The organism is Wolbachia endosymbiont (group A) of Lypha dubia, from assembly GCF_964028575.1.
GTDB lineage: Bacteria > Pseudomonadota > Alphaproteobacteria > Rickettsiales > Anaplasmataceae > Wolbachia > Wolbachia pipientis.
On record NZ_OZ034796.1, the window covers coordinates 310272 to 335028 of the forward strand.

Here is a 24757-nt window from a genome sequence, read left to right on the forward strand (position 1 = left end):
GCATGAAATAAAAACATAAATAAAATGGATCTTGTAACAAAAGTGAAGCTCAAGATAAAGATGAATAAGGGTAAAATCATAAATATACTTATCATTTGTGGTGTAATTTTTTTCATATACCTTATTCATGAGCCAGTTGTAGATATGGTAGAAAAAATTATAAGTAAAATAAAAGGTCTCTTTTAAAAATAGAAAAAGTGAACTTTTTCCATCATCCAAACTTGAACCTGGAAAATTTAGTTAATGCATAAACTACTTATGTTGGCTATGAGTTCAACTGTATAAAATTCCGGTAAATTAAAATAAGTATTCATAAAAATATTGTTTTCTATAAACAGAGTATCTATAGTATTTTCTAAAATGAATGATAAATTTCCATTATGGTATTACCAACCAAAAGTTGTAAGTCTGTATATTTATGCATTAAAGGTCTGAGGCGGCTTTTGATGGTATTCCAACAATGCTCTATAGGGTTCAAATCTGGTGAATATGTTGGTAGATAGAGCAAACGGCATCTAGCATTATCTATTAACTCCTTTGTTTTGGGAGTTTTATGGAATGTGGCATTGTCCATAACTATTGTAGTACCATGTGGCAATTTAGGTAATAACATCTTCTCTAACCATGTATTGAATACCTCTTTGTCACACCCACCTTTGAAAGTCATTGGTGCAATAAATCTCTTTCCAATCCACCCGCCTATTATACTGATTCTCTCTCGTTTTCTTCCTGGAATATCTGCATAAATTTTCTTTCCTATTGGAGCACGTCCATACTCTCGGTATAACCTATTATCAACTCCTGCTTCATCTATATATAAGATGCTGGAATGGTCTATTTTTGAGATTTTATCGGTAAATCGCTGCCTATCTTCTTGATTGCGCTCTTGATATAGTGTAACTTTTTTTTAAAGTAATTCTTAGCTGTTTCAGCCTATACCAAATTGAATTTATTCCAAATCCAAGATTTTGTTTCATCTCTGCCAGCGTATGATCTGGATTCTTTTTAACATATTCTTCGAGTATTTTTGGGTCTATTTTTCGAATAAAGCTGCCGTTTTTCGATGGCCTTAGGCTTTCACCAGCGGCTTTCTTTCTTAACCAGCGGTACAGAGTTGCTATTCCTATCTCCAAAAGCTCTGCCACCTCAACCTTTGACTTCCCTTTTTCTATCATCGATACTGCCCTTTCCCTTAAATCCACACTATACGCCATTATAACTCAAATAGCTTATTATACCTTTATCATTTACTTTGGGAAGTACTATATAATGCTAGCTTTGGGGTAAAGTATTGCAGAGGAATTTTTTAATCTGGTTGTTGGCGTCACTGTTTTATGCATACCAATATATATTACGCGTAATTCCAAATATTATAATTCCTGAATTGGTAGTAAGGTTTAATATAGGAACAACAGAAATAGGACAATTTTGTGGACTGTATTATGTAGGTTATGTGTTAGCACATATTCCTGTAGGTATTCTTTTAGATAGATTTGGTTCTAAAGTTGTTATACCGATTTGTATTGCATTAACATCTTTAGGTGCTTTACCTTTAGTCAGTTCTAATGATTGGAGTTATTCTATTATTGGAAGAATAATTACTGGTATTGGATCCTCTGCTTCAGTACTTGGACTCTTTAAAATAATAAGAATCTATTACCATAGAGAAAAATTTGCCATGATGTTCAGCATATCGGTTATTATTGGCATTTCAGGTGGTGTATTTGCCACCAAACCATTACATGTCTTACTTGATAAGTTTGGGTGGGATTATTTATTTACTGTGTGTATAATGCTTGGATTATTGCTTGCTTTAACTACCTTTATATCTATACCTAAAGTTGGCACCTCAGACGAAGAATTAAATATTAAATATTAAAAATTTAAGCAAAGTTATATTTAATAAAGATATTTTATTGATAGGTTTGTTTGGCGGTTTTATGGTTGGACCATTAGAAGGCTTTGCAGATGCGTGGTCCGCAACATTCTTGCATGAGATGTACGCTATAGATAGACACATTGCATATAGCATTTCAAAATGGATACTAATAGGCTTTGGCTTTGGGCATTTATTACTTCCTTACATATTAGCAAAAAATCCAACCAAGCACTATGAAATAATAATTTCTTGTGCTATGGCCATGATAATTGTGTTCTTATTACTTTTTATATGCAATATTAGTGAACTCCTGGCATGTATATTACTATTCATTATTGGTCTTGCTTCTGCATACCAAATTGTTTTTACTGCTAAAGTTGTAAGTTGTGTAAAAAACGAAGCAGTAGCAAGTGCAGGATCTGTAGGTAATTCCATAGTTATGAGTTTTGGTTATTTTTTTCACGTCATTATTGCAAATATAATGAATTTTTATTGGAACGGTGAAATTATCGATGGAAAGCCATTTTATGGAACTGATGTAATGGTTAAGTCTATGTTAATAATACCTATATGCCTACTAATAGGAATGATAGGCTTTTGGTTACTTAAAGTTATAAGCTGTAAAAAGAGCTAAGCAGATTTAGATGATTAATATAGTATTGTTTTTTATAACTAAAGTATCTATAATCCTAAATTTTAGCTGAGATTCATGTTGCAGAGGAATTTTTTAATCTGGTTGTTGACGTCACTGTTTTATGCATACCAATATATATTACGCGTAATTCCAAACATAATTGCGCCTGAATTAATAACAAAATTTAACATAAGTATTGCAGATGTTGGCCAGTTTGGTGGGTTATACTATGTAGGCTATACGCTAGCTCATATACCTATTGGTCTTTTCCTTGATAGATTTGGACCAAAGTTTGTTTTACCTGCTTGTACCGTTTTGACATTTACCGGAACACTACCGCTTATATGCTTTGATGAGTGGAGTTATTCAATAATTGGAAGAATAATTGTGGGAATTGGGTCATCCGCTTCGGCAATTGGAATCTTTAAAGTTGCAAGCATGTATTTTGCGCAAGAAAAATCAGCAAGAATGGCCAGCTTATCTATAATTATAGGAATTTTGGGAGGGATATGTGGCGGGTTACCTTTAGACTTCTTACTCGATAAATTTGGCTGGAATTATGTTATCTATACATTCTCAGCATTTGGGTGTTTACTTGCTCTGTTGCTGTTCTTAGTAACGCCTGAAAGCAATGCTCAACAGGAAAAAGTTAGCATTAGAGACTTAAAAAACATACTTTTCAACAAGCATATTATTCTAATTAGCTTTTTTGGTGGACTCATGGTCGGTCCAATGCAAGGTTTTGCCGATGGTTGGGTGAAAGCATTCTTTTTTGAAGTATATAAAATGAATGAAGACTTGGCATCTTCTCTCTCTTCCGTAATATTGATAGGAATGTTAACAGGATCATTCTCTTTGGCTTATTTATTGGAAAAATATAAAAATAAGCATTATGAAGTAATAATTGCATGCTCATTTGCAATGATCGCTAGTTTTCTTTTGCTTTTTACTCAGATTGGTGGCTTGTATGTTGTATTACCTACGCTTTTTATTATTGGCTTCACATCTGGATATCAGGTGGTTACCATTTACAAAGCGATAAGTTATGTAAATAATAACTTAGTAGGCCTGGCTACAGCTGTGTCAAACATGATAGTTATGGTTTTTGGCTATTTTTTTCACACTGGGATCGCAAAAATAGTAGATTTGTGTTGGGATAGAACAATAATACAAGGAAATCCTGTGTATGGTGCTGAATTGCTGATAAAAGCAACATCAGTTATTCCTGTATGTTTGCTGGTGGCTGTTTTTGGGCTCTTATGGTTAAAAAATAAAGATTTTAGAGAAGTTGATTGTAATAAGTAGATAATTTATCGAAGGCTCGTATGATAAAATCGTTAGATGTACTAATTTAAGGCTCTTGTTATTATGAAATATAATACTTTATTTTACTTTGATATTTTTGTTTTAATTGTAATAGGGTTTTATTAGGTGGTAGGTATGTCGAAAAGTAATTTTTTTGTATGGTTGATAGTATCTCTTTTCTATGCATACCAGTATGTGTTACGTGTCATGCCAAACATAATTGCGCCTGTATTAATAACAAAATTTAATATAAGCATTGCAGATTTAGGGCAATTTAATGGTCTCTACTATGTGGGATTTACACTAGTTCATATCCCTGTTGGTCTTTGTTTTGATAGATTCGGTCCAAAAATTGTTTTACCTATTTGTGCTGTCTTGGTATCTATTGGAACATTACCTCTTGTGTGCTTTGATGAGTGGTATTATTCAGTATTAGGTAGAATAATTGTTGGGATTGGCTCGTCTGCGTCAGTAATAGGAGTATTTAAAGTTGCCAGTATGTATTTTCCGCGAGAAAAATCAGCAAAAATGGCAAGCATATCTGTTATTATAGGGCTATTAGGGGCAATATATGGTGGTCTACCAATAGAACTTTTGCTTGATGAGTTTGGTTGGAATTACGTAATTTATATTCTTTCAGGGTTTGGTTTCTTACTCGCTTTATCTTTATTTTTAGTTATTCCTTACAATGCTTACGACTTTCGAAAAGAAAAAATTAGCATGAAGGATCTAAAAACTGTGCTTTTCAATAAATATATCATTCTAATTAGTTTTTTTGGTGGCTTAATGGTAGGTCCACTAGAAGGTTTTGCTGATGCTTGGACAAAAGCTTTTTTATGTGAGGTATATCAAATGGCCGGTGATCTAGCGTCTTCAATTTCTTCTGTTATATATGTAGGATTTGCAGCTGGATTGCTCTCTTTTGCTCACATATTAGAAAAATATCCAAATAGACATTATGAAGTTATTATTGTCTGTTCCTTTGCAATGATTGCTAGTTTCCTTTTACTTTTTACACAGGCTGGCGGATTGTATATTGTATTGCCTGCACTTCTTGTTATAGGTTTCGCTTCTGGATATCAAATAGTAACACTGTACAAAGCATTAAGTTATGTAAATAATAACTTAATAGGATTAACTACAGCTGTGTCAAATATGATAGTCATGGTTTTTGGCTATTTTTTTCACACTGGGATCGCAAAAATAATAGATTTGTGTTGGGATAGGACAGTGATACAAGGAAATCCTGTGTATGGTGCTGAATTGCTGATAAAAGCAACATCTATTATTCCTGTATGTTTGCTAATAGCTGTTTTTGGGCTCTTATGGTTAAAAAAGCAGGATAAGCAGTCTTAAAATTGCTTGTGCATCTTAAAATTAAAGCGAGGTTTGATCTATGATGAGTGTTTTAAAAAAAATCTGTGGCTCTAAAAATAGTTTAAAGTCTTTTGATAACGAGGTTTATCAGTCTATAGAAAAAGAATTGCAACGCCAAAGATCACAACTGCAACTAATTGCATCAGAAAATTTTGCAAGCAAAGCGGTAATGGAGGCACAAGGCTCTTTTCTGACTAATAAATACGCAGAAGGTTATCCAGGCAGAAGATATTACTGTGGTTGTGAGCATGTGGACAAAATTGAAAGTCTGGCTATAGAAAGACTTTGTAAGTTGTTTGGTGTTAAATTTGCAAACGTTCAACCTCATTCTGGTTCTCAGGCAAACCAGGCGGTATTTGCTTCACTGCTTACTCCAGGTGATACGATACTTGGATTGTCACTGAATTGCGGTGGGCATCTAACTCATGGTGCGGCACCAAGCCTTTCTGGTAAATGGTTTAAGTCGATTCAATATACAGTAAATAAAGACACTTATCTGCTCAATATGGATGAGATAGAAAAGCTGGCGCTGGAGCATAAACCGAAATTGATCATAGCTGGTGCTTCTGCTTATCCAAGAAAAATGGACTTCAAACGCTTTCGCGAGATTGCAGATAAAGTTGGTGCTTATTTGCTTGCAGACATTGCTCACTATGCAGGGCTTATTGCAGCGGGCGAATATCCATCCCCTGCTGAATATGCACATGTTATGACTTCCACAACTCACAAAACTTTGCGTGGTCCTCGTGGTGGAATAGTGATGACCAATGATGAAGCATTACACAAAAAAATTCAATCTGCAGTTTTTCCAGGATTGCAGGGCGGGCCACTTATGCATGTGATAGCTGCAAAAGCTGTTGCATTTAAAGAAGCGTTAGCGCCAGAGTTTAAAACTTATAGCAAGAAAGTCGTGGAAAATGCGAAAGTACTAGCTCAAGAATTGCAAAAGCATGGACTCGACATTATAACCGGTGGCACTGACTCTCATATAGTGCTAGTTGACTTAAGATCGCAGAAATTAACTGGAAAAGACGTTGTAGATAGCCTTGAGAGAGCCGGTATTACCTGCAATAAAAACTCTGTACCATTTGACACAGAAAAGCCAACCATCACCTCAGGGCTCCGTTTTGGCACCGCTGCTGAGACAACACGCGGGCTTGAGGCAGAAAATTTTAAAGAAATAGCCGGCCTAATAAATGAAGTAATTCAAGGATTAATCAGCGGAAATAGCCCTGATATTGAAAGAACGGTGAAAACTAAAGTTGAAAAGATTTGTAGTAATTTTCCTATTTATTAATTTATGTGGTGTCATCCAAGTAGCTGGTAGAAACGAAAAAACTTACTTGACACCCTTCGCCAGCCCACTTATCATGATAGTGAAGCTATTGTATTTGCTTTCGCCAATCTGCAGATTAAAAGGTAAGGATTACTTAATGTATCGGCGTCTTATGTTCAATTTTTTGCAGTATATAGATACTGTATGTCTTTACAAAACTTCATCTACATCTAGATTTTTATCTAAATAAGCTGAACGCGCTTATAAAGCGTTACAAGACATCAAAAAATGCCAATACTCGACAGAGATAGTAAAAGACTAGCTAACTCGGGGATTCTTTGTCTTTTTTTCTGCTTAGTAAATTTCTTAAACATTTGCAGCGTAAGTTAGTTGCAATTAAAAGCAGCTGAATTTCGCTTGTCAAGCGTTTAAAACATAAAAAACGCCAATATTTTAAAGCGGATAATAACCCCAGGGCTTCTTTTGCCTTTTTTTTCATTTGGTAAATTTCTTAATGTTTGTGGCTAAACGACAATCGTCATCCCAGTGCTCCTTTTTTTGTCATCCGAGTAGCTGACACTGGGATCTATTTTGCATGTAACTCCAATTGTGTTTTGGCATAAAACGCGACGCGTATTAGACTTATTTGCAAGCAAAGCTTGCTAGATCCCAGTGTCAGCTACTTGGATGACACCATTCTTTTTCCTGGATCCAAGTAGTCTGGGCACTGGGATGACAAGAAGAAGGCACTGGGATGACAGGAGAAGGAGGCACTGGAATGACAAAGTGGAGTGTCTGCTTCTGTCATCCTATGATAGCTAAAAAGACCTGGTCACGCGCTGGAATGACGTAGCGGAATGTTATCCCAGTTTCCCTATCCTGTTATCCAAGTAGCGTGACTACTTGGATCTAGCGCTGGATTACCAAGTCCAATTAAGTGCAGCATCATCACTTGTTGGAGGCTCAAAATACGGTTGTGACATTTCCTCTTGCACAGCTCTTTTAAATTCTGGACTTTCTATGCTTATCTTTGTTACATGCTCTTGTAAGGCTTTCTCAGCAGCTATTTCATCAGCTGATGGACTTGTTCCATCTGCTCCTTTAAGACCAGTATCCCCTTTCTCTCCTTTTAGCCCGGTGTCTCCTTTATCTCCTTTTGGGCCTTGAGCTCCATCTGCTCCTTTAAGACCAGTATCCCCTTTCTCTCCTTTTGGCCCGGTGTTTCCTTGATCTCCCTTTAGCCCTTTACCTCCTAAGAACACCTTTGCTGTTTGATCACTTTTGGCACCATACTTATTGTCAGTAGAGTTATCAAGGAATTCTCCTAATTTATCCACTAGAATTGATTTGTCGCCGTCTTTTGCAGGAAGTATAGCTTTCGCGAAAGCTTTTTTGTTTACTGCCTCTATAAGGTTGGAAGCATTGATTTTAGCAAAAGCAGTATCAGCAGCAGTTTTAGTGTAAACATCTGCAGTATTAGCTTTCTTTCCTAGCTCAGTATCGACGTAATTCTTGTCAGCTTTGTTAGCTAGAGCGGCTGTGTCAGCTTTTTTTGCCAACTCATCATCTACATTTTTTTTAGTGTAAACGTCTGCAGTGTTAGCTTTAGCTGCTAAATCAGCTGAATTAGCTTTCTTTCCTAGCTCAGTATCGACGTAATTCTTGTCAGCTTTGTTAGCTAGAGCGGCTGTGTCAGCTTTTTTTGCCAACTCATCATCTACATTTTTTTTAGTGTAAACGTCTGCAGTGTTAGCTTTAGCTGCTAAATCAGCTGAATTAGCTTTCTTTCCTAGCTCAGTATCGACGTAATTCTTGTCAGTTTTGTCAGCTAGAGCGGCTGTGTCAGCTTTTTTTGCCAACTCATCATCTACATTTTTTTTAGTGTAAACATCTGCAGTATTAGCTTTGTTGGCTAGATCAGCTGCACCAGCTTTCTTTCCTAGCTCAGTATCGACGTAATTCTTGTCAGCTTTGTTAGCTAGAGCGGCTGTGTCAGCTTTTTTTGCCAACTCATCATCTACATTTTTTTTAGTGTAAACGTCTGCAGTGTTAGCTTTAGCTGCTAAATCAGCTGAATTAGCTTTCTTTCCTAGCTCAGTATCGACGTAATTCTTGTCAGTTTTGTCAGCTAGAGCGGCTGTATCAGCTTTTTTTGCCAACTCATCATCTACATTTTTTTTAGTGTAAACATCTGCAGTATTAGCTTTGTTGGCTAGATCAGCTGCACCAGCTTTCTTTCCTAGCTCAGTATCGACGTAATTCTTGTCAGCTTTGTTAGCTAGAGCGGCTGTGTCAGCTTTTTTTGCCAACTCATCATCTACATTTTTTTTAGTGTAAACGTCTGCAGTGTTAGCTTTAGCTGCTAAATCAGCTGAATTAGCTTTCTTTCCTAGCTCAGTATCGACGTAATTCTTGTCAGCTTTGTTAGCTAGAGCGGCTGTGTCAGCTTTCTTTTTCAACTCATCATCCACACCTTTTTTAGTATAAACACCATTATCATCAGCCCCTGCTTTGAGCTTTGCTAATAGAGCATTTACAAAATCATTATTGTTTATGAGTGATTCTTCTAAAGGTTCATCTAACGTCATATCACACTCTCCATTGATTATAAAAACCATAGAGTGCATAAAAATAATATAATTTCCGTAAATGCTAGATTTTGCATAAGACTTCCCTGAAACTTGTTGTTTCAGAATTCTCCTCTTGTAATCCAAGTGTGTAGCAGATGATGTCATGCAAGTAGCTGACACTGGTTTGATCGAAAATGTTGTATAGTGCACAATCAATTTTTCTGGATCCCAGTGGGCTTTGTTGCATCGCTAGCTATGATGGATTAAAGATAAAAAAGATAGGGAATATCAGTAGCTTATTATTCTGGTATTTATAACAAGAACGGTCAATGAATACCTAAATTTGAGTAAAAGAAATTTCACTACCATTTACCAATCCGGCTAAAATTCAAGAATTTCAATGCTTTAGCTATTTTCAATAGAATTAAATTTATTAATATAAATAACAAATTACTATTCTTAAATTTGATCAGATTGATTGCAAAAAAACAAGATTTTCAATAGGTTGCTTATAATCCTAACTATAGTTAGCCTTTCATAAGTAGCGATGCAACAAAGCCATCCCAGTGTCAAGCACTGGGATGACACCGAAGGGGCTACTCGGATGACAAACCCTGTCATTCCAGGGCGTGACGCTGGTTTCCATCCAAGACGGCAGTGCTTGACACTGGAATGACAAGAAGAGGGCACTGCCCTCCTTGTATGTATTAGATATAGGCCGAGTTGTGGTCGTGATAAATGTGATCGCTTGCGCAATCGAACATTTTCACAAAACCATTCTCTAGATAAAGATTATATTCGTGATGTTGATCTGATAATACAATATTATCTTGCTCCCCTGAATTGAAATGACTTGAATCTGACAGCAATTCGTAATTTGGATTATCTATTTTACTAATGCTGTTTATTACTTTGCCATTACCACTTGATATAGCTAAACTATAACTATCACCATCCTTCATTATCTTGATGGACACCTTATCTTCAGGTAACACTATAAGCTTCTTTGTGCCACTATCGTGGATTACGAATTTGCCTTTTTCAAAATAGTATTTGTCTTCCGGCAAAGCACCAACCTTATAATCTGATGTGTGCAGTTTGTTCCAAAAATCTAACACAGATTGCTTTTCTGCTCCTTCCGCTCTATCATACAAGGCTTTCACATCATTATAATTTATCGTTACATTTGCCTTATGCTTCCCTTCTGAGTCCTGCTCGTAGCTCTTTTCTATTTTGAGAATTGTGTCTTTTAATACTACCTGTTCTTGCTCTTTCTCCTCCACTGAAGCTGACCTTTTTGCCCTTGTTGGAATTTGTGGCTGATCAGACTGCATTTCACTATTGTCGTTTGATGCAGTTTTCTCTTCAGCAGCTTGTGCAACAACATTAGTAGTACTATGAACTTCTGTCTTAGTTTCACTTACTTGCCCTTTTGGACTTTCGGTTTGTTTCTCTTTTGTAAATATTCTCTGATAGTCCGTGTAGCCTCTATTAGTATCACCGATATCGCCACTGCCTTGATCAAAAGTTATTTTTTTACTTCCATTTCCCATATCTTCAATTTCAACTTGAGGAGAAACAGATGCTAGGAAATCGTTATAACTGTAGTTGTAGTCAGCAGAAAAGAATATTTTCCCTTTGAAATTGTGAAAGTTATTAGACAACATTCCAATTTCTTCATCACCATCAAACAATTTTACTTTAGTGAAATATGTTTGATCTTTTATTCTAACTATTTCACCGCTGGAGTTTCTTTGTATGTGATAATCATTTGGGTCGTACTTTATAGCAAAAAGTTTGCCAGAGCCATATTTCTCTAAGTTTATAAGGCCCACATTTACATGTTTATGGGAATAATCTCTCTTTTCATATTCATGTGCAAATATTGGATCTATGTATCTATATTCATCTGATATATTTGGCATACCTATTGGATGTTCATTTCCATCTTTCGTCACCGGAACAAGCTTATATGTTCCGTCTTTTTCCACTAATTTTAGATGAGTAATACTTTGTGGTAGTTGAAACCTTACATTTGCTCCATGGTCATGAATAAATAGATCACCTTTTTCGGTAATATAAAAGCCCATATTTTTGAATGTATGTAAATTTTCGCCTCCTTGTTTTACAACCGCTTCGTGTACATCGTCGTCTGTCCTATCTGTTCCCTTATTATCCAGTAGTTTTCCTTTTTCTACGATTACTCCATTTGCCTTTTGCTCATCAGAATATTGGGCATGCTCTGAATCCTGATGATTCAAAATTTTGGTACCTCTAAGGAGCAGAGAATCTAAATCTTTTTGGATGTGTCCAGTGCTAGGATGCAACAATTCATTTTCATGTAAATGCGCCTCATCAAAGTATTCATCACGTTCAACTGTTCTGCCATCTATTAGGGAAGCTTTATAATGACCGTTTTCTTTTGTAACTGCCATGTAAGCACCACCATCATATTGGGTATTTAAGTTGTGCAATATATCCTCAAAAATGAAAGTTTCTTTAGTTTGGCCTTCAACTTGCTTAAAAAATCCTGATTCGCTCAATAATTCTCCAAGCTTTGTATTTCCGTCATATATAGACAGTGCACCCATATCTCCTTGACCATGAGCTTGCATAGAAAAAATCTTACCTTCTTGTGGATCAATATGAGTACCTCTGATTAAGTTTGGATCGATATTGACCAGCCCATCTAATATTTTTGCTGCTTGGGAATTATTTTCAATCTTATCAACAGCTTTGTTTTTTAGTTGATCAAACTTTAAAAATGCTGGTCTGTATTTTGTATTTTCCTCATTACGTAACTCTTCAATAGTAATCTCTCCTTTATGATATTTTTGATACATTTCACCACGTTCTTTATTCAAATTATCAAATTCATCTACCTGATTCTTAATTTCTGTATCATATTTTGATAATATCCTTAAAGCCTGATTTTTATACTCTTGACTGTTTCGATATTCATTACCTTGTTGGTCAGAGTAAGTTAGTTTATCCTGTCCATCGGAAGTTTTTACTACCTTGAGGAAATGATATTCCTTTGATATATCAAGTGTATCATTTGTTGCCCTATTTATAGCACGAGCAACATCATAAAATGCAACGTGTTCTACAGGAGAAAAACTTCCAACGTTTTCTCCATCCATTTTTTCTATATTTGCTTTATAGTAGGATACGTTTTTAATTTCTCCACCCACTATTTCTTGACCAATTGCTATGAAATCTCCTTTTGTAACTTGCAAAGCGTTGAGATGTTCCATTGCAGTTTCTGTATCATTCTCAGCAAGCCAACTTTTGAAGTCAGTATCGTGTCCTTTTATGTCTTTCAAGAAACTTTTTGACTCATCTGAGTTACCTTGACGTAAAGCATCTAGGTAGTCTCTTAATAAACTAGGATCTTTTTCCTGTAAGTACATTATCAACGCATGACCTGTTTTATAAACCAAGCTATTTGCTTCGCTGTCCTTTGAGTATTCTAAACTTAAAATTTTATCTAAATCCAAATTTGCAGCTTCAGTTTTGTCGATACTTGATCCTTGAGAATTGAATTTATGATCTGAATGATGCTCAAAGTAGTCTGCAATTCCTTCCATTAATACTGTAGGTAAAGATTTGCCTCCTGTAGCCAAGTAAGTTAAACCATGTGCAAATTCATGCTGAAGGTTATGAATGCCACCTTGCTGGTAGACGTACATTTCAGCAAAAACGTCAGCTTTCCCTTTGTAGTAACATTTACCACCTTCGTCTCCAAGGTAAGAACCGAAACGCTCGCTTCCGCCAAGGTGAGTGTAATCATCCTTGTCATCAAACATGTAAATTTTAAATGTTTGTTCTGAACTGCCGCGTTCTAACTCGAATGCGTTTTTAAAATTAGTAGCTGTTTCTCTTATCTCACTTTCAATGTTAGCAACTTTACTTGCTCTTAAATTGTGAGAATAAACCTCTACTTTAATATTTAAATCTTCAACTTCTATAACATGTGGCGAATTAAACCCTTTGCCGTTATTGTTGAAATATTCTGCTTTAATTATATTTTTATTTACTTGTTGACTAATTGTCATAATTTTAACCTCTAATTTGCTGATCTTTCAATATCAAGCATAAAGTAATTTCCCTAAAAAAAACGTAAATCCCTGTATTAATATAATTTATATCTTAATAAATAAAGTATAGATAGTTAACTTAATATGTAAAATTTAGAATATGGCTGAAATTCTATACAGCTATATTCCGGAATCACATTGGACAAGGACAAAAGCAAAGTGGTTTATTGACTTTCATTCCACCAAAGCACTATACTAAAACCACGATGGGTAATTAGCTCAGTTGGTAGAGCACTTGCTTGACGTGCAAGCGGTCGCTGGTTCGAACCCAGTGTTACCCACGTTTTTGTTTATGAAAAGATTTTATATGACAGCAGTGCATAACGGTAAACACTCAGCAGCGCAGTCCAAGCGCTTAATCTATTCCATAATAATAGTTGCGATAACAATGTTTATGGAAATAGTAGGTGGAATAATTTCACATTCGCTTGCTCTATTATCAGATGCAGGGCATATGCTCACTGACCTCTTTGCCTTGGTTTTAAGCTGGTTAGCACATAGGTTTTCAGCTAAGAAATCCGATTTGCAGAGATCATACGGATATCATCGGTTGCAGATAATTGCAGCATTTGTTAATGGTTTAACTCTATTCCTCATTGCAGTAATCATTATAATTGAGTCAATAAAGAGGTTTATTTTTCCAGTCAATGTTGAGTGGAAAGTAATGTTAATAATTGCTACACTCGGTCTTGTCTCTAACATAATAGTCTTTTTTATATTACATAGTAAATGCGAGAGCAATATAAACATAAAAAGTGCTGTACTACACGTTATAGGAGATATTTTAGGTTCTGTAGCTGCTATACTTGCATCTATAATTATCATGCTTACTGGATGGCAAATAGTAGATCCAATCTTATCAGTATTTGTTAGTGTGATAATTCTAAATAGCGGCTATAAAATTCTCAAAAATTCTTGCCATATACTCCTTGAAGGTACGCCTGAGGGTATATCTGCTGAAGAGATAAAAAGTAAGATCACATCAGAATTACCTGAAGTGATAGATGTGCACCACATACATACATGGTCGCTGTCTGATAATTATTTTATAATTACCATGCATGCTAAAATAAAGCAAAATGTGCAGCACACCAATGTTTTATATGAAATAAAAAAAATATTGCTAGATAAGTTCGAGATAGCACACTCTACAGTCGAGATCGAATACGATGAGTGTGCGGATAATAAGATACTTAAACATTGACGTTTTAAATTATTATGCTATTACTAGAGTGTAATGATGTTGAAGGTAAGCTATGATAGGTATTTCTCAAATACAATTTCCTTCAAAGGATTCTAGTAAGCTAAAATTTGTTAGCTACTTTGGAGCTTTTGTCTCGTTAAGCATTATCACTAATCCTGTTAATGTTCTTTTTTCTCTTGGTACTATGTTCTTCAGGTCTGAAATTAAAACTCTTTATATCTACAAAGAAATAAAAACGGCAAAACAGCAAAAAATGAGCAAAAGGGAATATTGGGAAATATTTTTTAAAAACAATACAATCAAGGTAGCAGCCTTCCTCTTGTTTTCTGCTTTCATAACATATCTAACTTTCACTACCACTTTCTTGCTTATTTCGTTACTGGGAACTATACCACTTACAATGCTATTAATTTTATTGCAGAGTGAACTAAGGCCAAAAGATTTTAACCCATTTACGCTGCTTAAAGCTTCTATAAATTTCTTTTTGGAAGGTATAAAAGAGAATTTACGTGGTATGGTTAATAGTTTTGATGTTAAGCTTGAACATTTACTGCCCCATCAATTAAATGATGATATCATTAAAAATATTGATAAATTAAAAGGTAAGTATAGTGAACAAGTACCTGAAGACGTAATCAAAAATGATGAATATATTCAATTCATTGGATATATAAACAATTCATATGAGTTTAGTGATGAGGATAAAGGAAGAGTAATTGCATTTTTAGATGACTTTTGCAAAGATGATCAAAAGCATAGCTCCGGCTTTACAGGTGGGCAGGTTCTGCTTTTAGTTTTAAGGGCTTGCAATGATGGAGACGGAGAAGCCGTTAAGAGTAAAAAGGATGCATTGATTTCTAATTTAATTGATAGCCAAACTTTCTCTAGAAAAGAGCGAATTCCTAACACTTGCTTCACCGGTATTATCTATAGAATGTTAAGCACGCTAGAGGGTATTCATCCTGATCCAGAAATTAGATTTACTCCCCCAAGGGAAATGTTGCTCTCAGAAGCACAAAATAAAGCACGTGAGTTTATGTTAGACAGGTTAAAAAACAAGAAAAACAATAAAGAAATTCTTAAGGCTTGGTATGACGTTCAAAATGGTTATGAAGACGATGAAAGTCAAAAAATAGTTGATGATTTTATTTCAGAAGTAAGTATTCCTTTAATGAGAAAATTATTGAGTATTACTTCTCAATATAGTGAACAAATTGTGCTGACGTTAATGAAAAATATTAGCTCTATAAAGTTAAATAAATTACAATGTTGTGAGCTGGTTCAGCACATGAGAAATAAACTGCAGGAGCATGATTTAGATGACCAAGAAAGTTTACTCGAAAACATCGGAAAAAAAGTATTCTTAGAGCTATTAAATCGAGATCTACTCGAGACAGATTTTTCTCTCAAGGATTCATCTTTGGATGGAGCTAAGAGAATAGCTAATAAGATAATAGAAGAAGAAGTAGCAGAATTTAAGTTAAAGGCTGAGAAGACTATTGAAGGTCAGATAATTAGCATGTTAGATGGGTTAAGAATGCTCCCAAGAGAAAAAAGATGTTATAGGGTATATGTAGAACTCAGTAAAAATAACGAAAATGATAAGGAAAAAATAAAGAAAATTTTGCAAGAAAGGTTAAAAGTAACAAAAGCAGCAATGGATGAAATGTTAAAAAAAGGAGCTTCACATAAGCTAGAGTTAGAAATTGAAAGTGTATATGAAGGAAATAAAGATCACGTTACTCAACTTTATGAAAAAATAAGAGAAACAAAAAAGGAATTCATTGAAGATGGTCTTTTAACACCTCAAGAAGTAGAGAATATAACAAAAGCAAAAATCATAGACTTAAACAAAGAGGACAAAATCATACCGTCAAGCAATTTGTCTCGTAGTTTAAGTGTCAATAATTTGGCAGTACATTATCTATAAAATTTATACTCTTTACCTTGCAGAAGATTCACAATATTTCTGTGGTGTTTTAGGAAGACCAGTGCTCCTATAATTAGTAATGTTACGAACAAATTCCTCTGAAAAAAAAAGGACCATGCTACAGCCGTTGAAGTAGCACTGAGTGAAGCAAGGGAAGAGTATCTAAAGGCAAGAAAGACTATTATCCAAATTATTACGAATACTAAAGTAATATCGATGTTAAATGCTATCAGTATCCCTAGAGTGGTTGCAACGCCCTTTCCTCCACTGAATTTTAGCCAAATAGGAAACATGTGTCCTAAAACTGCTAAAATTGCAGATACATATATATAAAAATCGTTATTATCACAAAATTGTTGTGCTATATAAACGGCAATAAATCCCTTAAAGGAATCCAGAAATAATGCCAAAGCAGCAAGAAATTTATTTCCCGTCCTTGCAACGTTTGTAGCACCAATGTTTCCTGAACCTACTTCTCTTAAGTTTATCCCTTTTATTCTTGTAATGATTAAGCTAAACGGTATTGAACCGAGTATGTAGGACAGCATAAGGACTACATACTTTTCCATTATACCAAGAACCTAATTAATTTTATTATTCCTCAGCCTTTTTAGGTAGCACTGAACTTCATCGTTAATCTGATTACTAAACAGTATAAGCGCTGTCATGTTGATGAGAGCTAAACAAGAGAATAAAGTTCCACCGATATTGGCAATAGCCATTATATCTTTAGAAAGACCAGAGAAAAACGCCACAATTATTACCGCTATGCGGTATATCACTATACTTTTTGCACCGAATAAATATAGCCACCCCATTTCACAACAATATACAAACGAAATTACTGAAGAAAATGCAAACAAAGGAGCAGCTACTGTTAGAAGGATAGGAAACCATGGAGAAACTGTCTCAAATGCTTTGTGAGTAATTAATATTCCCTCACCAACACCTGTTTGGTATGCACCTGTTATTACTATTGTTATTCCTGTTAAACAGCAAATTAACATTGTGTCAAAGCATGGTTCTATCATAGCGACTAGTCCAGTTCTTACTGGTTCTTCATCTTTAGTTGTTGCATGAGTAATTGAAGCAGAACCAACACCTGCTTCGCTGGCAAAGATTGCCCTTTGAATTCCAGCAACAAATGCTCCTACCATCCCTCCGCCAACAGCATTGAAATCTATCATAGTGGAAAATAATATTTTCAACGTATAACCAAGGTTATGAATATTAAATGCAATAATAATAATACAACTAAAGATATATATAAGTGACATAATAGGCACTAGTGCAGAAGATACTCTAGCTATCCTTTTAATTCCGCCAATAATCACTAGAGCAAGCAGCGCAGAAATTATGGAAGAAAGAAACCAAGAGTGACCATCTACCCAACTTGAATAGCCAGATAATATTGAAACCATTTGGTTGGTTTGAAACGCTACACTTCCACCAAGACCTGATAATACAAAGAATACTGCATACATGGCAGCCAGCACAATACCAAGTTTTTTAAATCCAAATTCCTCCAGACCATTCCTTATATACTGAAAGGGACCACTAAACAATTGGTCCTGATCTTCTGTTCTATGTCTAAACGCCAACGTTACCTCAGCAAATTTTGCTGACATACCAAAAAAACCTGTAATCATCATCCAAGGCACCGCTCCTGGTCCACCCATTGAAACTGCAATTGCGACTCCAGCAACAGTTCCAAGGCCTACTGTGCTTGAAAGTGCAGTCATAAATGCCTGAAAATGCGTAATATGACCATCATGGTGATTCGTGTCATATTTTCCACATAAAATAGCAAACGCATGCTTAAACATTCTTATGTTGAGAAATCCAAAACGTAATGTTAGAAACACATAACCAAAAACTAGTAGAAGGATTATAAATGGCACGTAAAGGATCTTGAAAAACAGTACTTCATTCATGAAGTTATTTATTCCATTCAACACAGCGTCATAACTTTCGTAAAAACCTGAAGCAGCGTACACATCATTAAACAATAGGCAAAATAACACCATACAAAGCAATCTATAAATCATGTTAATACCCTTTAGAATTGTAATAAGAATCTATTGTATTCAAAACTTCCCTTCTTAGTAGATATATTGCAACAGCATTTGGAATCATAAGGCACATAAACAAACTGTCACCTAGATAAGATATAAATTCTATATTCTTTGACATACAGCTGATATACACTGAAACCACTATAAGAATTTGGAACGGTATCAGTATTTTTTTACTACCAAATAAATACAGCAAAGCAACTTCACAGTAGTAACAATAAGCTATTATTGTGGAAAATGCAAAGGAAAACATCATTAGCGGAAAAACTAACTTGCTGAACAAGGGCAAAGCTGTTGAAAATATCGAACTAATTAGTGTAATATCACCCACGTTATCAGTGCTATGCATACCAGTGATAATTATCACAATACCAGTCAAAAATGAGATTAATATTGTGTCTATAAGTGGTGCAATCATTGCAACGCACCCAACTTTAATTGGATCTTCTTCTTTTACAGCTGAATGTGCTATAGCTGCTGTTCCGGTACCTGCTTCGTTAGCAAACACTGATCTTCTCACTCCGGCTATTAATCCGCTCAATACTCCGCTTCCTATAGCTGATTTATTGAAGATATCTTGGAATATTATGGATAGAGCATTCAGCAAATTACTTCCGTTTACATAAATTAAATATATACACATACCCACATATAGCACTATCATAACTGGTGTTAAGCTCGTTGAAACGAAAGCAATGCGCTTTATTCCTCCCAATATTACAATAAAGACAAGCAGGGATATAATAATGGATGCGTTGTATTCTAGGAGGTTATTTGATAGTGCTGCTATTTGATTTGCTTGAAATGGTATACCGCCCAAAATCATTGCAATAAGTAGCATAATCGCATAAGTGAAGGCAAGAAATCTACCAGTTTTTGCAAATCCAATTTTTGCAAGCCCGTACTTCATGTAATAAAAAGCCCCGCCAGTTGTATTTTCAGAGCGATAAGTAAATGCAAGCACCACCTCGGCAAACTTTATCGACATACCAAGTATTCCGGTAATTACCATCCAAAAAACTGCACTTGGGCCCCCTATTGTGATAGCTATTGCAACTCCTGATATTGTTCCAAGACCAACTGTTCCTGAAATTACTGTTGCAAACGCTTGAATATGAGTGATTATGCCATTGTTGCTGTTATTACACTTTAGATTGAATAGCGTCTGTATTCCATATTTAAGTAACCTAAAGTTAATGAATTTGAACTGGGCAGTACAAAAGATTCCAGTTGCAATTACCCAAATAATTATAAATGGAATGTTGAATATCTTTATATACAGAAATGAATTTAATAGTTCACTTATCTTCAAAATCATGCAGTTTTCTATTTTTTGTTAGCTAACGAGTTTTATATGTAAAATATATGTAAAACCCGATGCTTATTGGAATAGTAAGTGTATACACTATACCTAAAATTGGTAGAGTCATCCAGGGCTTACTGATGAAAAATACAATAAGTACTCCAAAAAATGACACAAATATATAGGATAGGCTTTTGGGAATATAAATATATTTTGCAGAGAAAGTTGGAATGTGACTTATCGAAAAAAATGAAATGGCCAGAAAGTAACAAGCTACGTTTCTTGTGTTAAAAAATCGCTCTATGAGAAGTAAGTATTCACTCTCATGAGATTGAAAGGTAATAATTATTGGTAACAAAGAAAGTAAAGCACACACTGGAGCTGGAACACCAGAAAAGAAAAATTTTTCCCAGTATGGTTGTTCTGAGTGTAGCGAAACATTAAATCTTGCAAGTCTTATTGATATGCAGATTACGTATATCATTACTAAAATCCAACCTATGACTTTGATTTCGTTTAGCTTCCAAAAATACAAAAGAAATGCAGGCGCTGCACCAAAATTTAGAAAATCTGCAAAAGAATCAAGTTGGGCTCCAAAATCGCTAGTTGATTTTAGAATTCTAGCTATTCTGCCATCCATTCCATCTATTATTGCTGCAATGATGATAAAAATTACTGAGAATTCCCATTGTTCATTAAATGTAAATTTAAGTGAAGTGAGACCAGAACATAAACCCAATAAAGTTATAAAGTTTGGGAATAATTTAGTAATAGGTAAGAATCTACTGTTACTTCCATCGTTATTCATATAACGTCAAAAGTAAGCTTCTCTTGAACGTTTTCCTTATTTAAGTTTGCTATAATTGTTTCACCACCAATAACAGTTTGCCCTTCTGAAACTCTGACTTCTGTATCAGCAGGAACATAGATATTCACTCTACTGCCAAACCTTATAATTCCAAACCTTTCACCTGCTTTTACGTTCTGGGATATTCCTAAATTACAAACGATACGACGTGCAATTAATCCAGCTATTTGCTCCACAATAATTTCTTTCCCCTTTTCGTATTCAATTACAATAACCTGCTTTTCATTTTCATTACTAGACCTATTGCTCATTGCGGATACAAACTTGCCTTTTTTATAACTCATTTCCTTTATCGTACCAGATATTGGTATACGGTTCACATGGACGTTCAAAACACTTAAAAATATGCTAACAAGCGTAAACTTCTTCTCCTCTCCGTTTTCTGCTGATAAAGGATAATTAACTTCTTCAATTTTTGAAATCACACCATCAGCAGGACTTAATATAAGATTCTTATTGTTTGGCACAGCTCTTGTTGGATCACGAAAGAAATAAGTACACAATAATGTCGGAAACAAGCACGTAACGCCAAACCCCCAAGATATAGAGAATGCTATACACGTTACTATAAAGGAAACTACTATAAATGAATAACCTTCCCTGTTTATATTAGGTAAACCAAAACACATAATCTTATTAACAATAACCTATTGTTAACAATTTATCATTTATAATTTCTCATGAAAAGCTTTTTTTAACTGCTTCAGCAAAGTCTTTTTGATACAAGGTAACATTACAGATTGTTATATTAGCACATAGAATTACCGTCATACTGTAACAACCCGTCCAACACAAAATCTAATGCCTAAGTTTAGATCAGAAAACTGATTCTTCTAAAAGTTGCTCACTATCCTCGTCTATTATGATAGAATTATCATGATTTCTGAGTAAATCTCTGATTTTCGTTTCTATTTCATTTGCGACTTCTTTGTTTGTTTTTAGGTAAGTTTTTACATTCTCTCTTCCTTGCCCAAGACGTGTGTTGTTATATGAATAGTAAGCGCCTGCTTTTTCAAGCACACCAAGCTTTGCTCCCATATCTATTATTTCTCCGAGTTTTGATATACCTTCATTGTACATTATATCAAATTTCGCTTCTCTAAATGGAGGAGCAACTTTATTTTTTACAACTTTAACTCTTGTTTCATTACCTGTAATATTTTCTTTGTCTTTTATTACACCAACTTTTCTTATATCAAGCCTTACAGAAGTATAGAATTTTAATGCATTTCCACCCGTGGTAGTTTCAGGATTTCCATACACTACTCCTATTTTCATACGAATTTGATTAATAAATATCAATATACAGTTCGCTTTTGAAACGGCAGAGGTTAGTTTCCGTAGCCCATGACTTAGAAGCCTTGCTTGCAGCCCCATATGTTGATCACCCATATCACCTTCAATTTCAGCTCTTGGAGTTAATGCTGCGACAGAGTCAATAACTATCACATCAACCGCACCAGAACACACTAAATACTCAACAATATGCAACGCCTGCTCTCCAGTGTCTGGTTGTGAAATCACTAAATCATCAGTGCTTACCCCAAGTTTACGAGCATATAAGACATCCAATGCATGTTCTGCATCGATAAATGCGCATGATCCTCCTTTTTTTTGTGCTTCAGCAATCACGTGCAAGGCAAGAGTGGTTTTACCAGAACTCTCGGGGCCAAATATTTCAATTATACGCCCTTTTGGCAGACCTCCAACACCTAGAGCCGAATCAAGCGCAATTGATCCTGTGGATATTGTGTCTATTTTTTCTACAGGGTTTTGCTTCAACTTCATTATTGCACCTTTACCGAATGCTTTTTCAATCTGGCTTATTGCGTTATCTAGCGCTTTTTGTTTATCACTATTTCTTTCTTCTGGGTTACTTGCCATAGATCATTTATTAATTTATATAATTCTCTATGATAATCAAACGCGAATAACCTGCCAAGGTTTTTCTAGTATTTATGTATTATTTCAATGAAAAATATTAACGTTTTCATAAAGCAGATATTTGTTTGCCTTCGTTAGTAACACACTATACTTTAGTGTACGAACGTTGCAATTTGCAGCATAGCAGGTGGTGTCATCCAAGTAGCCAACACTGAAATGACTAAATTCGAAATGGCTACATGAATTTATTGTAAATTACTACCGTATAAGGTGCGATGCAACAAAGCCATTCCAGTGTCAGCTACTTGAATGACACCTCTTAGATGGGTCAGCTACTCAGATCTGCCATGAAAACTGCAACCCTAAATGTTGGAGCACTGTCGTACACTAAGCGCTGTAATGACAATTTTAGTCGCTTCATACACTTATCATGCTAGTCATAACAGAAATAATTTTTACCAAAGATATTTATGAAATAATTGACATAGTTTGGAAATATGTATATTATAGAACATTAATAGTTAGTTAATTTGTAGGTGTAATGTGGCTAGAAATGTTTTGAATGAAAATGAGTACCACGCTTTAAAGCAGTTGTTTTTAACATTTAATATTCAAAAGGAGGATGTGGTAAATTCTGACATTAAGAATATTAAGAAAAAGCTTAGTCAACAATACCGTAAATTATCGTTAAAATATCACTCAGATAAAAACCCAAACAATAAAGAAGCGGAGGAGAAATTTAAGGTTATTGCATTAAATAAGCCATTTTTTGAAGAATTTATAATAGAGCCATTGGAGAAAGGTCTCAATAAAAGAAATAATTTAATAAAAGAATTACGCGGTAAGTTGTGGAGTCGCAGTTATGAAGAATTGCAAAAATACTTAGATGATAAGTGCAGAAATAAACTCTATAATAAGCAGCAGTCAATTAACAATAATGTAACTGCTTATGTAAAATATTCTTCTTATTCAAATCTCTTAGGAGTTCTTTTAGTATCCTTCACATCAATTGCATTTTTAATAATTAATGGTATCAACTATGTTTTTTAAAAATTTTTTTATTTGTGTAATTTTGCAAATTATATGGGCAATAAAAACCCGTTTGTCATAGAAATAGAATTTTATATCAAACAGCTACCACAGCAATTTCTGCTTAAGCTAATGAATATGTGCTTTAAGTCTGTGTGGACGCACATATTCATTAGCCAATTTCAGTTACCGTTGTGAAGATTTTTAAGTATGCAAATTAATTGCTTCTTTAAGTCTTGTATTAGCAATTACTATAATTTTACGCATTAGGGCTGTTATAGCCACCATCTTCTTCTTACCACTTTCAACAAGCTTAGAATAAAAGGCGCCAAGTATAGATTTCGACCTTGTAGCAGCCATAGCGGCTGTAAAGAGCTTTGAACGAACGTTACTTCTACCACCTGTAATCCTTCGGTAACCAACAGCTTTACCACTTTCTTTTGGATGCGGTGCAACTCCGGCAAGACTTGCTACTTCTTTTCTGTTTAAGTAACCAAGCTCTGGCATTAAACACAAAAAATCTTGTGATAACTTTTTACCTATTCCAGGAACTGTTTTAAGAATTTTTTGGCGTTGTTGTAATTCGCGGCTTTCATCAATAATCTTTTGTATAGTATCATTGAGTTCGTTTATTTGACTATCGAAAAACTCAATGGTCTTTTGACAGCTTTCTTTTATATGATCATTTTCCGGTGCTTCAAGTCTGCATTTTTCTTGAGTTCTCATTTGCGTAATATCATCACGACGTTGACAAAGTGCAGCCAAAGTTGATTGTTCTGTAGAGGTAGGTACAAATAGAGAGATAGTTCTATGGCGTTCAAATCCATATTGAGCAAGAGCTCTTGCATCTAGACTTTGCTAAAGTTCCGTGAGATAAAATAAAGCTTTTTACTTTACGAGTATTAGCTCGATGCACGGCAATATTTTTGTCGGTAAGAAAATGTGATAAGCCAAGCTCATATTTCCCTGTATTTTCTAAAGTCACTAAAGCATTAGGTAGAATATCTGAAAACTCTTGAAATAATTGTTGCCAACCAGAAGCATTATTATCAAATTCGACAGCATTCTTCTGTTTGTGAATTGCAACGACATTTTTAAATTTTCCGATGTCAATGCCAATAAAATTTTGATAAGATGTAACCATAATAAACCTCGATAGTTTTAGTTAATTTAAGATTGTAAACGGGTGCATATATATGTTCCAAGCAACTATTCAAACGTATCGAGAGATAGGGCTAGCGTACCTTGATACCAACGGTTGTAATACCAATTTCCTTTCGGTCGCGCACGCCCGCTATTCCTAGTGAGCAGGGTTATCTTTCT

The 24757-nt window shown here is 34.9% G+C and carries 19 protein-coding genes, 1 tRNA gene and 3 pseudogenes; 9 read left to right on the forward strand and 14 right to left on the reverse strand.

Going from position 1 to position 24757, the window contains the following annotated elements:
* Positions 1 to 24: 24 nt before the first annotated feature.
* Positions 25 to 186: a hypothetical protein gene (locus ABWU72_RS01650; RefSeq protein WP_006280042.1), complete on the forward strand. Its 162-nt coding sequence runs from the start codon at positions 25 to 27 to the stop codon at positions 184 to 186.
* A 169-nt stretch (positions 187 to 355) separates the two neighbouring features.
* Here the strand turns inward: ABWU72_RS01650 and ABWU72_RS01655 are convergent, their stop codons facing one another.
* Both ABWU72_RS01655 and ABWU72_RS01660 read right to left on the reverse strand, forming a co-directional pair.
* Positions 356 to 847, reverse strand: coding sequence for an IS630 family transposase (locus ABWU72_RS01655; protein ID WP_155968340.1), 492 nt, complete (start codon positions 845 to 847; stop codon positions 356 to 358).
* Positions 848 to 866: 19 nt separating this feature from the next.
* Positions 867 to 1214 carry an IS630 transposase-related protein gene (locus ABWU72_RS01660; protein ID WP_155968342.1) on the reverse strand — a complete coding sequence of 116 codons (348 nt, stop codon included), beginning with the start codon at positions 1212 to 1214 and terminating at the stop codon, positions 867 to 869.
* A gap of 77 nt (positions 1215 to 1291) precedes the next feature.
* Here ABWU72_RS01660 and ABWU72_RS01665 point away from each other — a divergent pair.
* The 4 genes and pseudogenes from ABWU72_RS01665 to glyA all read left to right on the forward strand — a co-directional run bounded on the left by ABWU72_RS01665 (position 1292) and on the right by glyA (position 6492).
* Positions 1292 to 2513, forward strand: a pseudogene (locus ABWU72_RS01665) (MFS transporter).
* Between the two features lie 75 nt (positions 2514 to 2588).
* Positions 2589 to 3818, forward strand: coding sequence for an MFS transporter (locus ABWU72_RS01670; RefSeq protein WP_010962993.1), 1230 nt, complete (start codon positions 2589 to 2591; stop codon positions 3816 to 3818).
* A 135-nt stretch (positions 3819 to 3953) separates the two neighbouring features.
* Positions 3954 to 5174, forward strand: a complete 1221-nt coding sequence (locus ABWU72_RS01675; protein ID WP_213863644.1) for an MFS transporter — start codon at positions 3954 to 3956, stop codon at positions 5172 to 5174.
* Positions 5175 to 5214: 40 nt separating this feature from the next.
* A complete protein-coding gene (glyA, locus tag ABWU72_RS01680) occupies positions 5215 to 6492 on the forward strand; it encodes a serine hydroxymethyltransferase (protein ID WP_155969373.1) in 1278 nt (425 codons plus the stop codon).
* Between the two features lie 301 nt (positions 6493 to 6793).
* Here the strand turns inward: glyA and ABWU72_RS01685 are convergent, their stop codons facing one another.
* The 5 genes from ABWU72_RS01685 to ABWU72_RS01705 form a co-directional block, all read right to left on the reverse strand.
* Complete coding sequence (locus ABWU72_RS01685) at positions 6794 to 6970, reverse strand: hypothetical protein (protein WP_155968847.1); 177 nt, start codon at positions 6968 to 6970, stop codon at positions 6794 to 6796.
* A 163-nt stretch (positions 6971 to 7133) separates the two neighbouring features.
* On the reverse strand, positions 7134 to 7256 hold the full coding sequence (locus ABWU72_RS01690) for a hypothetical protein (protein ID WP_281346863.1): 123 nt from the start codon (positions 7254 to 7256) through the stop codon (positions 7134 to 7136).
* Positions 7257 to 7391: 135 nt separating this feature from the next.
* Positions 7392 to 9251 carry a collagen-like protein gene (locus ABWU72_RS01695; RefSeq protein WP_353283823.1) on the reverse strand — a complete coding sequence of 620 codons (1860 nt, stop codon included), beginning with the start codon at positions 9249 to 9251 and terminating at the stop codon, positions 7392 to 7394.
* A 249-nt stretch (positions 9252 to 9500) separates the two neighbouring features.
* Complete coding sequence (locus tag ABWU72_RS01700; protein WP_213863632.1) at positions 9501 to 9731, reverse strand: hypothetical protein; 231 nt, start codon at positions 9729 to 9731, stop codon at positions 9501 to 9503.
* 17 nt (positions 9732 to 9748) lie between these two features.
* Complete coding sequence (locus tag ABWU72_RS01705) at positions 9749 to 13099, reverse strand: peptidase M2 (RefSeq protein ID WP_155969375.1); 3351 nt, start codon at positions 13097 to 13099, stop codon at positions 9749 to 9751.
* Between the two features lie 250 nt (positions 13100 to 13349).
* Between ABWU72_RS01705 and ABWU72_RS01710 the strand changes: the two genes are divergently transcribed.
* The 3 genes from ABWU72_RS01710 to ABWU72_RS01720 all read left to right on the forward strand — a co-directional run bounded on the left by ABWU72_RS01710 (position 13350) and on the right by ABWU72_RS01720 (position 16275).
* Positions 13350 to 13422: transfer RNA gene (locus ABWU72_RS01710), tRNA-Val, on the forward strand.
* An 11-nt stretch (positions 13423 to 13433) separates the two neighbouring features.
* The gene (locus ABWU72_RS01715) at positions 13434 to 14345 is read left to right on the forward strand and encodes a cation diffusion facilitator family transporter (RefSeq protein WP_083250476.1); all 912 of its coding nucleotides are present in this window, start codon (positions 13434 to 13436) and stop codon (positions 14343 to 14345) included.
* A 52-nt stretch (positions 14346 to 14397) separates the two neighbouring features.
* Entirely contained in the window at positions 14398 to 16275 is a 1878-nt protein-coding gene (locus tag ABWU72_RS01720) for a hypothetical protein (protein WP_138264899.1), read from the forward strand.
* Here the strand turns inward: ABWU72_RS01720 and plsY are convergent.
* From plsY to recA, 6 genes are all read right to left on the reverse strand, one after another.
* Positions 16266 to 16844: a glycerol-3-phosphate 1-O-acyltransferase PlsY gene (plsY, locus tag ABWU72_RS01725; protein ID WP_174515808.1), complete on the reverse strand. Its 579-nt coding sequence runs from the start codon at positions 16842 to 16844 to the stop codon at positions 16266 to 16268. The genes ABWU72_RS01720 and plsY overlap by 10 nt on opposite strands.
* Before the next feature lie 12 nt (positions 16845 to 16856).
* A complete protein-coding gene (locus ABWU72_RS01730) occupies positions 16857 to 18323 on the reverse strand; it encodes an alanine/glycine:cation symporter family protein (protein WP_155969383.1) in 1467 nt (488 codons plus the stop codon).
* 1 nt (position 18324) lies between these two features.
* Positions 18325 to 19668 carry an alanine/glycine:cation symporter family protein gene (locus ABWU72_RS01735; RefSeq protein WP_155969385.1) on the reverse strand — a complete coding sequence of 448 codons (1344 nt, stop codon included), beginning with the start codon at positions 19666 to 19668 and terminating at the stop codon, positions 18325 to 18327.
* Between the two features lie 22 nt (positions 19669 to 19690).
* Positions 19691 to 20461, reverse strand: a complete 771-nt coding sequence (locus ABWU72_RS01740) for a CDP-alcohol phosphatidyltransferase family protein (RefSeq protein WP_015589351.1) — start codon at positions 20459 to 20461, stop codon at positions 19691 to 19693.
* Complete coding sequence (locus ABWU72_RS01745; protein ID WP_353283824.1) at positions 20458 to 21150, reverse strand: phosphatidylserine decarboxylase; 693 nt, start codon at positions 21148 to 21150, stop codon at positions 20458 to 20460. The genes ABWU72_RS01740 and ABWU72_RS01745 overlap by 4 nt, the downstream gene beginning before the upstream one ends.
* Positions 21151 to 21337: 187 nt before the next feature.
* Entirely contained in the window at positions 21338 to 22405 is a 1068-nt protein-coding gene (gene recA / locus ABWU72_RS01750; RefSeq protein WP_010963008.1) for a recombinase RecA, read from the reverse strand.
* A gap of 624 nt (positions 22406 to 23029) precedes the next feature.
* Here recA and ABWU72_RS01755 point away from each other — a divergent pair.
* Positions 23030 to 23158: pseudogene (locus ABWU72_RS01755) on the forward strand (DnaJ domain-containing protein); the annotation flags it as partial.
* 480 nt (positions 23159 to 23638) lie between these two features.
* Here the strand turns inward: ABWU72_RS01755 and ABWU72_RS01760 are convergent.
* Positions 23639 to 24578: pseudogene (locus ABWU72_RS01760) on the reverse strand (IS110 family transposase).
* Between the last annotated feature and the right edge of the window lie 179 nt (positions 24579 to 24757).